The organism is Ruegeria sp. AO1, assembly GCF_056535985.1.
Genome location: NZ_JBQFJC010000001.1, coordinates 48729 through 62065, shown reverse-complemented (window position 1 = coordinate 62065; position 13337 = coordinate 48729). Strand labels below are relative to the sequence as shown.

Sequence of the window (13337 nt, the reverse complement as noted above, 5' to 3'; positions counted from 1 at the left end):
CCCGCATCACGGGAGGCCCACATGGACTTTGCAAAAAAAACCGTCATCGTCATAGGCGGCACCAGCGGTATCAACCGGGGCATTGCCGAGGCCTTTGCGGCCTCGGGCGCCAAACTTGCCGTTGCCAGCCGTTCACAAGAAAAAGTGGATGACACGGTCGCGGCGCTGAAAGCGGCAGGCGCGGCAGAGGCCATGGGTGCGGCGTTTGACGTGCGCGATCCGGACGCAGTGGCGGCGGGGTTGAAACAGTTCCATGACGCGTTTGGCGATTTCGACGTGCTGGTGTCAGGTGCGGCGGGGAATTTCCCAGCGCTGATGTCCGAGATGTCGGTCAATGCGTTCAAGACCGTAGTCGACATCGATCTGATGGGCACCGTTCATGTTTTGAAAGGGGCCTACCCTTACCTCAAACGGCCCGGTGGCAGCATCATCAACATCTCGGCCCCGCAATCCTATCTTCCGTACGAAGGGCAGGCTCATGTCTGCGCGGCCAAGGCGGGTGTTGATCAGATCACCCGAACCCTGTCCATGGAATGGGGCGCAGAAGGCATCCGTGTGAACTCGGTCGTGCCTGGTTTCATCGAGGGCACCGAAGGGGCCAAACGCCTTGCGCCAACCCCCGATGCGGGCGAAGCGCTGCGCAAGGACGTTCCATTGGGTCGTTGGGGCCAACCGCAGGACGTGGCCAACGCTTGCCTTTTCCTCAGCTCTGATATGGCCAGCTATATCAGCGGCACGGTCATGGCGGTTGATGGAGCCTTGTATCAGCGCGGCTCGGGCAAGTTTGGGCAGATGATGGGTCAGATGCTGCGGGCGGCGAAAGAGGGCTAAAGCTTGAAGGCTGAATGTTCAGCCGCGGGGCTTTGTTTCGGCTACAGCTAGCTCAAGAGCTTCTGAAATAGATCCCTGCGGCGACCAGCAGCGAGGTCAGGACGCCCGCCACCACGTAAAGTGCAAAGGCGCTGAGCAGGGATTGGCCTAGAATCAAAGCTGCCGCAAAGGTCAGCAACCCTGCAACTGTGCCCAATCCCATAATCGCAACTACCATAGCGTCACTATCCATCCCAAGCTGTGACAAGAGAGGAGGACCAAGGGAATCTCATCTCATACTCCGATTATCACAGAATTCTCGACATTTCTGGCTAAAGTATGGCCAAGACGCGTTAACGGTAAGTTAAGGCGGAGAGTTGCCGATCCGGTAAGCGGCGCATCGCTCGTTATCAATAGGTATCCTGCCCTCAGCGTGGGGGGACGGTGTCAGCCGTCCACCCCTTCGGGTTTTCCGACAATGGTGAAGTGCAGGCCCTCTGGGTCCAGCAGTTCAGACGCGACGCGATTGATCTCATCCAGCGTCACCGCATTCACCTTGTCGTTGCGAGTCGCGATATAGTCGATTGGCAGACCCTGCATCTGCATCCCGACCATGATCCCGGCAATACGGCCGTTGCCATCAAACCGAAGCGGATAGGCGCCGGTCAGATAGGTCTTGGCGTCGTCCAACTCCTTCTGGGTCACACCCTCGGACGCCGCCCGGGCCCATTCGTCGCGGATCACCTCGACGGCTTCAGCGATGCGATCGTTGGAGGAAGAAACTGAACCCAAATAGACCGAGGCCAGATCCTTGGGCGCCAGATAAGAATAGACGCCGTAGGTCAGGCCGCGCTTTTCGCGCACCTCTTGCATCAGGCGACTTTCGAAACCGCCGCCGCCAAGGATGTGATTCAGAACAAAGGCCGCGAAGAAATCGGGATCATCCCGGTCGATCCCTTTCTGCGAGAACAATGCCACGGATTGCGGTGTGTCGAATTCGACCACGCTTACGCCACCCTCGATCTGAACCTCGGCTTTTTCCGGGATCGGTTTGCCAGTCTCGGGCAGGTCCAGCAGCAAGGTATCCAGAAGTACGCCCAGCTCTTCGGCGGTAATGTCGCCGACAGCGCCAACGTAGAGGCGATCCTTAGCAAATACGCTCTCATAAGCGGTGACTACATCGTCGCGCGTCAAGGCCGCCACGGTTTCAAGCGTGCCTTTGCCCTCGGACCCGTAGGGATGGTCGCCATAAGCCATGGCGGCAAAGCTACGACCCGCTATATCGTTCGGATCGGTCATGTCCGAGCGCAGGCCGGACAGTATCTGCGCCTTCACACGTTCCACCGCGTCTTCATCAAAGCGCGGCTCAAGCAAGGTTGTGCGCAGCAGATCAATCACCTCGTCCCGGTTTTCGGTCAGGAAACGGGCCGAGATCGAAACCGAATCGTCCCCGGCATTATAGGTGAATGAGGCGGCCAGCGACTCCAGCTCGCGCGCATAGGTGCGGGCATCCATATCACCCGCGCCTTCTTCGATCAGGCCGCTCATCAGGTAAACCGCGCCACGCTTGTCCGGGTCATCCAGCGAGGTGCCGCCGCGAAATCGTAGCTCGAGCGCGGCGAAGGGGATCGAGTGATCCTCGACCAGCCACGCAGTGATGCCACCGGGCGAGGTGACCTCCTCAATCTCGATCTCTGCCCATGCGGGCAGCGCGATGACAAAGGCGATCAGGGTTGCAAAGATGCGTTTCATTGGGTTACCTCATCATCCTTCATCAGCCAGCCGGTAACCGAGCTTTCCAGTTGCAGAACCTCGCGGGCGGCGGCGATGATTTCATCCCCGGTCACGGCCTGCAGGACGTCGGGCCAGGCCTGTACATCCTCAACCGTCAAGCCGCTGGTCAGGGCACGGCCATAGCGGTTGCCGATGCCGTCCACATTGTCTCGGGCGTAGGTCTGCGAGGCGCGCAGCTGCATCTTGATCCGGTCAAGATCTTCTTCGTTCACGCCCTCGGCGATGAACTCTGCCACGACCCGATCCATGGCATCCTCGGCCTCTTGCAGCGAGACACCTTCGGCCGGAACAACCAAAAGGTCAAAGGTGGTGTCATCCAGTGAGACCCCCCGGTAGAACGCGCCTGCATAGGTAACGACCTGATCTTCGAATTGCAGTTTCTCGTTCAGATATGAGGTCGTGCCGCCCCCGAGCAGTTCAGCCAATAGAAACAGGGCGGCCGCTTTCTCCTGCGCACCCGGATCGCGTTCCGGGGCGAGGTAGCTGCGCTGCACATAGGGCTGCGACACACGTGGGTCTTTGTAGGTCAGGCGACGTTCCGCCGTTTGCGGAGGCTCCTGCGAGCGGATGCGTTCCGGCAGGTCCGGGTTAGCCGGGATCACGCCGTAATACTGATCCGCAAGGCTGCGCACCTCGTCCGGGTCGACATCTCCGGTCACGACAAGGATGGCGTTATTGGGGGCGTAGTGCGTCTGGTAGAAGGAGAGCGCGTCCTCCATGTCCAGCGTCTCCATCTCATGCCGCCAGCCGATGATCGGGACGCCGTAGCGGTGGTTGAGGTACTGCGCCGCGTTCATCTGCTCGCCAAACAGCGCGCGCGGGTTGTTGTCAGTGCGCTGGTTCCGCTCTTCCAGAATCACGTCGCGTTCGGTGGCAATATCGTCTTCGGACAGGCGAATATTCCGCATCCGGTCCGACTCCATCTGCATCATCAGCTCCAGCCGGTCGGCCGCGACGCGCTGGAAATAGGCTGTGTAGTCATAGGAGGTAAAGGCGTTGTCATTACCCCCATTGGCCGCAACCGTGGCCGAGAATTCGCCCGGTGCCAGAGTATCGGTGCCCTTGAACAGCAAGTGTTCGAGGAAATGCGCCACGCCGGACGACCCGATCGGCTCATCTGCCGATCCGGCGCGATACCAGACCATGTGCTGCACAACTGGCGCGCGGTGATCCTCGACCACGACGACATCCATGCCGTTGTCCAAAGTGAAGGTTGTGACCGCCTCTTTCCCGTCCTCGGCCAGGACCGGGGTGGCTGCCATCAGGGCGGCAGATAGTGCCAAAGCCCGAACCATGGGGCATCCTCCGTTTCGTTTCTAGACTTCAAACTACGGTGGAGCCCGTCGGGATCAAGGGAGATGACAGAAAGTTAAAGAATTATTCATTCGGAGGTGAAGACGGTGTCTCTACCCCAATGCGACGGGCTGCATCGGTTTCGACAAAGGGATCGATCGACTGACGTTCGTAAACCTGCTGGTAGCGATCGACCGGGAACAGGCGCAGACCGGTCCAACGGCCACGGCGCTTGCGGAAGGCTTCATCATCAGCCTCGACCACGGCGCGCGCGTTCGCCGGAACGCCATAACGGCTTGAGGCTGTTACAAGCGCGGCATCCGAGGATGGGATCGCCGCATTCGGGTTCAGCGCCGATGCGTTGCCCCCAAGGGCCACCACGGCGTCTGCGTTCGGGTTCGGATCTGTCAGGTTGCCACCGCCCGGTGTGGGGGCCGGCAGAAACGCATAATCCTTCGGCTGGGTCAGGGGTTTGACCGGCAGCACGGAGAATTCATCTGGCCCTTCCCCCGGAGGGTCAAGATCGCGCAGGCCGGGGTTGTTGCAACCTGCAACGGCTGCACCAAGGATCATGGCAAGTAGGGCGCGCGACAACCGCATCAGAGTCTCCAACCTGTTTCAGGTGCTTTTAACGCATCTCTTCGGGCGCGTCACGAGGCCTTTTTATTGTCGAACAACACAAGTCCGATGGCACCGGCAAAGATGAACACATCGGCCAGATTGAACACGAAGGGATTGTTGATGCCACAACAGGACATGTTCAGGAAATCCAGAACATAGCCATACAGCACCCGATCAACCACATTGCCCAGCGCGCCACCGATCAGCAGTCCGCCACTCAACAGCATCACTTTGGTCGGGGCCGACCGCCACAGCCAGATCGCAACCACGATACAGACGGCAACGGAGATACCAATCAGAACCCACCGCGCGGCGTCGGAATTCCCTTGAAATAGGCCAAAATTGATCCCGCGATTCTCGCCATATTTGAAAACAAGCAGCGGCGGCAGCACCTCGATATTGCCCTCGGCCACGCGCATCACGTGAACGACCAGATATTTGCTGATCTGGTCGATCAGAAATGCCGTGAGTGCGGCCCAGAGCAGAAGACGGCTGCGCATCAGTGGCGGAAGTGGCGCATGCCGGTGAAGACCATGGCCAGACCGGCCTCATCCGCCGCCGCGATCACTTCGTCATCGCGCATCGAGCCGCCGGGCTGGATCACACAAGTGGCACCGGCCTCAGCGGCTTCCATCAGCCCGTCAGGGAAGGGGAAGAACGCATCCGAGGCTACGGCTGAGCCGATGGTCAGCGGCTGTGGCAGTCCCAGCACATCAGCCATGCGTTCGGCTTTCTTAGCAGCAATCAGCGCCGAGTCGACACGGCTCATCTGGCCCGCGCCAACCCCGACGGTCGCGCCGTCCTTGACGTAGACGATAGCGTTGGATTTGACGTGCTTGGCGACTTTCCACGCAAAAAGAAGGTCTCGCATCTGTTCGTCGGTCGGAGCTTTCGTGGTGACCACTTTCAGGTCATCCATGCCGACAAACCCGTTATCCTTGTCTTGGACCAGAAGGCCACCGGCCACCTGACGCACGGTTTTCCCACCGGCGGTCACGTCCGGCAGACCCTCAGTCGTCAACAGGCGCAGGTTCTTCTTGGCGGCAAAGATCTCCTTGGCCTCATCCGAGGCACCGGGGGCGATGACAACCTCGGTGAAGATGCCAGTGATCTCCTGCGCGGTTTCCGCGTCCAGAGGCTGGTTCAACGCGACAATCCCGCCAAAGGCAGAGGTCCGGTCGCAATCGAAAGCCGACTTATAAGCGTCCAGCAAACTCGCTCCGGTCGCGACACCGCAGGGGTTGGCATGTTTGATGATCGCGCAGGCGGCAGTGTCGGCAGGGTTGAACTCGGCAACCAGCTCAAAGGCTGCGTCGGTGTCGTTGATGTTGTTGTAGCTCAGTTCCTTGCCCTGATGCTGAAAGGCGGTCGCCACGCCGGGGCGGTTGGTACCATCGGTATAAAACGCCGCCTGCTGGTGGCTGTTCTCGCCATAGCGCAGGGTCTGTTTCAGCTCACCGGCAAAGGCACGGCGCTTGGGGGCCTCCAGTTGCAGGGCATCAGCCATCCAGTTCGAAACAGCTGTGTCATAGGCCGCTGTGCGGGCATAGGCCTTTTGAGCCAGCCATTGGCGGAAGCCATAAGACGTCTTGCCATAGTTCTCTTCCAACTGGTCCAGCAGCGATGAATAATCTTCGACATCCACAACCACGTTCACAAAAGCGTGGTTCTTGGACGCCGCGCGGATCATCGCCGGCCCGCCGATATCAATATTCTCGATGCAGGTGTCATAGTCGGCACCTTTGGCCACAGTCGCCTCAAATGGGTAGAGGTTCACGACCAGCAGGTCGATCGCACCGATGCCATGTTCATCCATGGCTGCGACGTGGCTGTCATTGTCGCGCAGCGCCAGAAGGCCGCCATGCACCATCGGGTGCAGCGTTTTCACACGGCCATCCATCATCTCGGGGAAGCCGGTGATCTCGCTGACGTCCCGAACCTCAAGCCCCGCATCGCGCAGTGCCTTGGCGGTTCCGCCGGTGGACAGCAATTCGATCCCGCGCTCGGCCAGCGCCTTTCCCAGCTCGATCAGCCCGGTCTTGTCGGAAACAGAAAGCAACGCGCGGCGCACGGGGTGAAGGTCGGTCATGGGTCCAAAGGTCCTTTTGGCGTCAGTCGAATTCGGGTTCGTCCCGGTGCATGTCGCGCACGGCATAGGCTGTATCCTGCGCCTTGCTCAACGTCCACTGGATGCGCGTCGCATACTCCATTGCGCGGCCGGATAGAACGATCTGTTTTGTCGCGCGCGGCTTTAAACGCCCTTTTTCAAGGTAAACGCTTGGCTCGACGGACAATTTTCCCACGCCATCATGGCGGAAAACCCAGATCTCACCGCTTTTGAGGGCCATCGACACCGCCGAACCTCCCAGATCCACGGCCGCATCCACATCCGGGTGCAGGTGGAACCGGATGTCGAACCCGACACCTGCAAGGCCCGAGGCATCCATCGCCTTGTCAAACTGCCGCTTGGATTTGTCGCTTGTGGTCAGCAGGATATCCTCGCCCGTCAGCTCACGCCCGTCAAAGCGCAGCTCGAATGTACGGGCGTGGGTCAGGCCGAAAACCTTCGTATAGCCATCATTGCCAACCATGAAGCGGATGCCCTCGAACGCGTCCTCGAAATCCACGGGAACGTCTTGCGGCGCATCCACCAGCGCCTGCCGCTCGCTACCCGTCACAGGTTTGGCGAGACGCGCGCTGGAATATCCATCCAGACAGAGCGTAGAATGAGACGGCGTGGCCCGTCCCGCCCGACGCCAATCCAGCCCAAAACTGGCCCCTGAGCCGCAATTCACGATCAGCGGACGCCGGCCCGAGGTTAGCTCGAACGCCGTAGTCGAGGCATGCGCGTTCAACGAGGCCGCGCCAACGGGCGGAGGGCTGGCGTCCACAATCACCGTCGTGCGGGCGGCAGAGAGCCGGGCAAAACCCATGGGCAATTCCGTCGCCGCCTTGTGCTTGACCCCGCTTTGGGCCAGCGCTTGTTCCAACCGGCCTTCGATCCCGCGTCCGCCGCCATGGAACCGGGCCAGAGCGCCATCCGCATGGCGCAAACTGCGCAGGGTGGGCGCGATCCGCTTGATCGCTGCGGCCTGCGCCACTGGCGTGCCGCGCCCAAGATCGCTGAGGGCGGCGGAGATCCAGCCGAGCAGTGTAAACACCTCAAGCAGCTCTTCGGGGTTGCGCGTCGGGATGCCGCCCTGTTTGTCGACCTGCCGTTCGCATTCGCGCGCCAACGCACGCAGGGCGGGATCGGCCATCCCCTCCAGCCCCTGCAGGGCCAGCCCGGCCTGGACCAGACCAGCCAGTGCCTCGAACCTTGGCAAACCCGGCGTTGCGGCATGGGCGCGTTTCGACAGAAACCATGTTTGTTGCGCGAGAGACCGGAAAAACAGTTTGGTCTGCGCCTCATCTGCGCCGCGCAATAAGAAGGACGCATGGTTTATCCAGCGCATGACGCGCCGCCCGGTCAGATCGGGCACCCACCCGGGCCCCTGCCCGCGGCCATGCGCCTCGATCCAGCCCCAGACCCAGCGCTGCGCCTTGTCCCGCGCCCGCATATCACCGACGGCCGCCAGATCATCCAGCCAGGCAAAGCCGTGCCTCTCATCGTCAAAGCCCAGACTGGGGGCTGTGACCTCCCACAGGCCAGTATCCTGCGCCTCGACGAGATATCCGGAGAACAGCAGATTGCCCGCCACCAACTGACGACCACGGGCAAAAGACCCAACGGTGCGCGGTTCAGGCTGCGTGACAAACCCCGTGACCGCCTTTTGCCGCTGGCTCAGGCGCGCATAGAGACGGTTCTGGAACCGCATCCATCGGCTGGTCATGGTGTCCGTATCTGACATGACGCTCGTTACTCTGCCTCTTGCGCTCTGCTGGCGCTTGAGACCCAACGATAGACCGCGCCGATCGTCAAGTCATCGAAAAGCATGCGCTCAGGCGGATTTGTTCAGACAGGCGATGTAGAATCCATCCATCCCGCTGCGGTCCGGCCAATAATCGGGGCGCAGACGCAGGCCGCCTTCCTCGGTGATCCACTCCGGCTCGACCCCATCGAGGGTCAGCGCGTCGTGATCCACCGCCATGTCCGGGTACATGTCCAGCGCTTCTTCGACCTGCACTTCACCCTCGTCAGGCAACAAAGAGCAGGTGCAATAGACCAACCGCCCGCCCGGCTTGAGCAGGCTCCAGGCATGGGCCAGCATCTGGGTCTGCAACTCGATCAGACCGCCGAACTCCGAGCCATCCTTGGCAAACGGCAGATCCGGGTGGCGGCGGATCGTACCGGTTGCCGAACAGGGCGCGTCCAGCAAGATCGCATCATACTGACCCTGATGTTCCAGCGCGTCGCCCGCGATAACAGTTGCCTCCAACCCGGTGCGCTTGAGGTTTTCGCGTACCCGTTCCAACCGCTGCTCCGAGATATCCAGCGCCGTCACCTCGGCACCAGCAGCGGCCAATTGTAGCGTCTTGCCCCCCGGCGCGGCGCAAAGGTCGAGGATTTTCTCACCAGCCTGCGGGGCCAGCACGCGTACCGGCATCGCCGCCGCCGCATCCTGCACCCACCAATCGCCCGAGTTGTAGCCCGGCAAGGCCGAAACCTGCCCCGCATCCTGCACCCGCATTGACCCGGTCGGCAGAGCTATACCCGGCGCATCCGCCCCCGGTTTGGCCGTCAGATCCAGTGGGGCGGCTGCGAAATGCGCTTGCTCCATACCAGAAACGGCCTCTGCCCCCCAAGCCATGACCAGCGGATCACGCAGCCAGTCCGGCAAGCGTGGCACGCGCATCTTGGGCCACGCGTCTGGCCCTTCGGCGGCTACCTTGCGCAGTACCGCATTCACCAATCCCTTGAGACGCCCATGCTTGCGTGAGCGGGAAACAATTTCGACCATGGAATTCACCACACCATGCGCGGCCTCGCCATGGCACAGCTCAACCGCGCCCAGACGCAACGCATTGTGGACGGTCAGCGCGGGGGTACGGTTGAGGTGATTGTCGAGCAGCCGATCCGCGCGCTCGAGCCCGCGCAGGGTTTCCAGCGTCAGGCGTTGCGCCCGCGCCCGGTCTTCCGGGGCCAACCGATCCAGCGCGCCTGCGGCCAAACATTCAGACAATGTCCGCCCTTCGCCCAAAACCTGATCCAGCAGATAGATCGCGCTGCGTCGCGCCGCCGTTGCATTGTCGGACATGGAACCGCCTTTTGATGTGCTTGTGGTCCGCATTGCCTTTGGCGGACGGTGGCGTATATCAAGACCGTGACCGGAAAGGAACCCGATGTCATGAGTGACGATACCAAAGATCTGCCGCCTGCAGCCCAGCGCGCACTGGCCGAGGCCGCGGAGCGCCGCCGCAAGGCCGAAGCCGAGGCAAAAGACATGCCGAAAGAGCTGGGCGGACGTGAAGGACCAGACCCGGCGCGCTATGGCGATTGGGAGAAAAAGGGCATCGCCATCGATTTTTGATGGCTCATCCCCGCAGCGCTTGCAGGAAATCATCCAACAGCGCGCGCTGCTTTTTCGATTTGGCCCGCTCCTCGGGCCATGTCAGCCAATAGCCATCCTTGGTCCTCAGCTCTGGCAGGTCCAGCCTGCGCAAACGCCCGTTCTGCAAGCTTTCAGCAGCGAGTGGCACTGATCCCAGAACAACCCCCAATCCCTGCCGCGCGGCCTTCATAGCGTGCCCCGCGGAATCAAAGCTGATCCGGCCCTGCGGCAGGTCCTTGATCCCCGCGCCCTGCGCCCAGTCCTGCCAGCCGGGCCGCTCGCCCCGCAGATCAATCACCGGCGCGCCCCATGACAAATTTGGCGCAGCCATCGGGGCCAGCACCTCGGGCGCGATCAGCTTGGCCTTGCGCCCCGGCCAGACACCGCGACCGTAGCGGATTTGCAGCCATGTCCGCTCTTCCTCCAGCGACGTTCTGCGCGTCACCGAATCTGTCGTCACCCGCACCTTGGGACGCGTGTTCAGAAAGGCTGGCAAGGCTGGCAGAACCAATGCGTGGATGTGTGAGGAAAGCCCCGCGACCCGCAGCTCTCGTGGGGATTTGCCGAACAGGTCTTCGGTGTTGCGCTCCAGCGCCTGCAGGCTGTCCTGCACCAGCGGCAGATAGCTTTCGCCTTCGATGGTCAGCGACACGCCCCGCGCCTCGCGCACAAAAAGCGTACGCCCGAGCCAGGCCTCAAGGTTGCCAATCCGCTGGCTGACCGCGGCCTGCGTCAAACCGAACTCACGCGCAGCGGCCGAGAAACCGCCCAGTCGACCAGCCGACTCGAACACCCGCAGCCAGTCCAGGGGCGGCAAACCGATCTTTTCCTTAGCCATTAGAAAAACCAACCCTCAGACGAAATAAGCATTAATTGTGATAATGTCACGAGGGGCGTATCCCCTTCAAGCAAAGCCCGCGCCGAACAGGAGAGACCCCATGCTGCGCACCGCCACCTTTGACCCTTCGGTTGTGACTGTTGAATTCACCGACGGAACTTCGGCCCGATTTCATGCCATCTGGTTGCGCGACAACGCGCTTGACCCGGACACCCGCGCGCCGGGCAACGGGCAGCGCCTGATCACCATTGGTGACATTCCCCAAAACACCTCTGTCAGCGCGGCCGAGGTGATCGACGGTGACTTGAGCGTCACCTTCCAACCGGAAGAGAAAACCGTCACCTTCCCCGCCGCATGGCTTGCCGATCACGTCTACGATTGCGATCAAAACGCCCCGTTCGGACGCATCGCCCTGGGCATCACCACATGGGAAAGCGGCATCGCAGCCCCTAGCGGCGACTGGAACGCGGTTCATGCCGACCCGAGCGCCAAACGCAATTGGCTGGCGGCTGTGGCTGAATACGGCTTTGCCAAACTGACCGGTGGTCCGACCGAGCCCGAATCGCTGCTGAAGGTGGCCGACCTGTTTGGCTATGTGCGTGAGACCAATTACGGCCCCTATTTCGAGGTTCGGACCGAGGTGAACCCGACCAACCTCGCCTATACCGGACTGGGATTGCAGGCCCATACCGACAATCCCTACCGCGATCCGGTGCCGACGCTGCAAATCCTCTACTGCCTTGAAAACAGCGCCGAGGGCGGCGACTCGATCGTGGTTGACGGGTTCCGCGCCGCCGAAAAGCTGCGGGACCAGAAACCCGAAGGCTTTGCCCTGCTGGCCGGCTTCCCGGCGCGATTCGAATACAAAGGCTCGGACGGGGTTTGCCTGCGCTCACGCCGCCCGATGATCGAGCTGTCCCCCGATGGCGAAATCATCGGCATCCGGTTCAACAACCGTTCCTCCGCGCCCTTTGTGGATGTGCCCTTCGACAAAATGGAGGCCTATTACGCCGCCTACCGCCAGCTGGGGGACATCATCGACGACCCTGCGATGGGCGTTTCGTTCAAGCTTGAACCGGGCGAGAGCTTCATCGTCGACAACACCCGCGTGCTGCATGCGCGACTTGGCTACTCGGGCGCAGGGTCGCGGTGGCTGCAAGGCTGCTACGCCGATAAGGACGGGTTGCTGTCCACTCTGGCCGCTATGGACATGGCACAGCCGGAGGCGGCGGAATGAAACCCGATTTCACGACCCTGAATCGCGACAATATCGTGGCCTTCATCGGCGATATCTTCGACCGCCGTGGTGGCGAGGAATATCTGGGCGAGCCCGTCACTATGGCCGAGCACATGCTGCAAGGGGCCACCATCGCGGAACAGAACGGCATGCCCGAAGAGATCATTGTGGGTGCCCTTTTGCATGACATCGGCCACTTCACTTCGGAATTCGGGACATATCACCCTGATGACACCGAGGACCGCCATCACGAAGACGCAGGTGCCGAAGTGCTGGAGCAGTTCTTCCCGTCCGTTATCACCGATTGCTGCCGCTACCACGTGGCGGCCAAGCGGTATCTCTGCGCCACAAAGCCAGAGTATTTCAACCGGCTGTCCGCCGCCTCGGTCCACACGCTGGAACTGCAAGGCGGCCCGATGAATTCCGAGGAAGTGACCGCGTTCGAGGCCAACCCAAACCTGAAAGAGATCATTCAGGTGCGATATCTCGATGAGGCCGGAAAGCGCGAGGATATGGAGACCCCTGACTTTGCACATTTCGCCCCGATGGTGCAGCGTATGGTCGACAAGCATATGGGTACGCCATGAACGCCCCGGAGTATATTTTTGAAGCCAGCACCAAACCCTCGCTGCCGTGGCACGAGGTTCCCCTGATCCGCGCCACGGACGCATCGGTCAAAGGCTATGGCTGTCTGGTCGATGACCCCGAAGGGGTCGAGATCGAGATCACTCGCTGGCCGCAACAAGGCTGGCGGCCCATCGATGAAGGCACCGGCGATGAAGGCGGCTGGGTCGAAGGCACGTTCCATGGGCAGTGGAAAGGCGATGTCCTCTATGGCCGAAACGAAGCCGTGGGCGGCCACTACGTTCTGGGTTGGTCAACTGATCCTCAGCAGGCACAGGACGAGCGGCAGAGCGCTCCGCGCGATCAAGTCCTTTTGTGGCACATGAACTACCACCCAGACGGTGGACAGATGTTCTGGCCGCTGGACAACAAGCCCTTTATTGCCCCCGTCGCCCTACCGGGCGACAATCTGACACCGGAAAAGGTGGTGGCCTTTTGGTGCGATGGCTCACGCGGCCTCTATATCAAACCCGGCATCTGGCATGAGGGGATTTTCCCGGTCGAAGACAACCAGCGCTTTCTCGACCGTCAGGGCGCGGTTCACGCCCGCGTCAGCGCGGATATCGGCAAAGAATTCGGCGTCTATCTCGCCTGCCCGCTGCGCGCGGACAAGGTTAAGGATCTTTGA

General features: G+C 61.3%; 14 protein-coding genes. 5 read left to right on the top strand and 9 right to left on the bottom strand.

All coding sequences use genetic code 11. From position 1 onward, the window contains the following. Positions 1–21 precede the first annotated feature (21 nt). A complete protein-coding gene (locus tag ACR3FB_RS00370) occupies positions 22–831 on the top strand; it encodes an SDR family oxidoreductase (protein WP_480563264.1) in 810 nt (269 codons plus the stop codon). Positions 832–883: 52 nt separating this feature from the next. Here ACR3FB_RS00370 and ACR3FB_RS00365 read toward each other — a convergent pair whose 3' ends face one another. The 8 genes from ACR3FB_RS00365 to ACR3FB_RS00330 form a co-directional block, all read right to left on the bottom strand. Beyond that, positions 884–1048 (bottom strand): hypothetical protein, encoded by a 165-nt coding sequence (locus tag ACR3FB_RS00365; RefSeq protein ID WP_170379318.1) that lies wholly within the window; start codon positions 1046–1048, stop codon positions 884–886. A 209-nt stretch (positions 1049–1257) separates the two neighbouring features. Next, on the bottom strand, positions 1258–2562 hold the full coding sequence (locus tag ACR3FB_RS00360) for a M16 family metallopeptidase (RefSeq protein WP_480563263.1): 1305 nt from the start codon (positions 2560–2562) through the stop codon (positions 1258–1260). Beyond that, entirely contained in the window at positions 2559–3899 is a 1341-nt protein-coding gene (locus ACR3FB_RS00355) for a M16 family metallopeptidase (RefSeq protein WP_170482159.1), read from the bottom strand. Before ACR3FB_RS00355 ends, ACR3FB_RS00360 begins: the two co-directional genes overlap by 4 nt. Positions 3900–3981: 82 nt before the next feature. Then, complete coding sequence (locus tag ACR3FB_RS00350) at positions 3982–4497, bottom strand: DUF3035 domain-containing protein (protein ID WP_170555488.1); 516 nt, start codon at positions 4495–4497, stop codon at positions 3982–3984. 50 nt (positions 4498–4547) lie between these two features. Continuing rightward, positions 4548–5018 carry a signal peptidase II gene (gene lspA, locus ACR3FB_RS00345; RefSeq protein WP_480563262.1) on the bottom strand — a complete coding sequence of 157 codons (471 nt, stop codon included), beginning with the start codon at positions 5016–5018 and terminating at the stop codon, positions 4548–4550. After that, the gene (gene purH / locus ACR3FB_RS00340; RefSeq protein WP_480563261.1) at positions 5018–6607 is read right to left on the bottom strand and encodes a bifunctional phosphoribosylaminoimidazolecarboxamide formyltransferase/IMP cyclohydrolase; all 1590 of its coding nucleotides are present in this window, start codon (positions 6605–6607) and stop codon (positions 5018–5020) included. The genes lspA and purH overlap by 1 nt, the downstream gene beginning before the upstream one ends. Before the next feature lie 22 nt (positions 6608–6629). Continuing rightward, the gene (locus ACR3FB_RS00335) at positions 6630–8369 is read right to left on the bottom strand and encodes a heparinase II/III family protein (RefSeq protein ID WP_480563260.1); all 1740 of its coding nucleotides are present in this window, start codon (positions 8367–8369) and stop codon (positions 6630–6632) included. 90 nt (positions 8370–8459) lie between these two features. After that, positions 8460–9716 (bottom strand): RsmB/NOP family class I SAM-dependent RNA methyltransferase, encoded by a 1257-nt coding sequence (locus tag ACR3FB_RS00330; protein ID WP_480563258.1) that lies wholly within the window; start codon positions 9714–9716, stop codon positions 8460–8462. A 90-nt stretch (positions 9717–9806) separates the two neighbouring features. Here ACR3FB_RS00330 and ACR3FB_RS00325 point away from each other — a divergent pair, with 90 nt between their 5' ends. Then, positions 9807–9989 (top strand): DUF1674 domain-containing protein, encoded by a 183-nt coding sequence (locus ACR3FB_RS00325; RefSeq protein WP_170482141.1) that lies wholly within the window; start codon positions 9807–9809, stop codon positions 9987–9989. A 4-nt stretch (positions 9990–9993) separates the two neighbouring features. Here the strand turns inward: ACR3FB_RS00325 and ACR3FB_RS00320 are convergent, their stop codons facing one another. Next, the gene (locus ACR3FB_RS00320; RefSeq protein WP_480563257.1) at positions 9994–10848 is read right to left on the bottom strand and encodes a LysR family transcriptional regulator; all 855 of its coding nucleotides are present in this window, start codon (positions 10846–10848) and stop codon (positions 9994–9996) included. A 100-nt stretch (positions 10849–10948) separates the two neighbouring features. Here ACR3FB_RS00320 and tmpA point away from each other — a divergent pair, with 100 nt between their 5' ends. The 3 genes from tmpA to ACR3FB_RS00305 are packed head-to-tail and all read left to right on the top strand — an operon-like array spanning position 10949 to position 13337. Further along, on the top strand, positions 10949–12085 hold the full coding sequence (tmpA, locus tag ACR3FB_RS00315) for a 2-trimethylaminoethylphosphonate dioxygenase (protein ID WP_480563256.1): 1137 nt from the start codon (positions 10949–10951) through the stop codon (positions 12083–12085). After that, a complete protein-coding gene (gene tmpB, locus ACR3FB_RS00310) occupies positions 12082–12672 on the top strand; it encodes a (R)-1-hydroxy-2-trimethylaminoethylphosphonate oxygenase (protein WP_480563255.1) in 591 nt (196 codons plus the stop codon). The genes tmpA and tmpB overlap by 4 nt, the downstream gene beginning before the upstream one ends. Further along, positions 12669–13337 (top strand): ureidoglycolate lyase, encoded by a 669-nt coding sequence (locus ACR3FB_RS00305; protein WP_480563254.1) that lies wholly within the window; start codon positions 12669–12671, stop codon positions 13335–13337. The genes tmpB and ACR3FB_RS00305 overlap by 4 nt, the downstream gene beginning before the upstream one ends.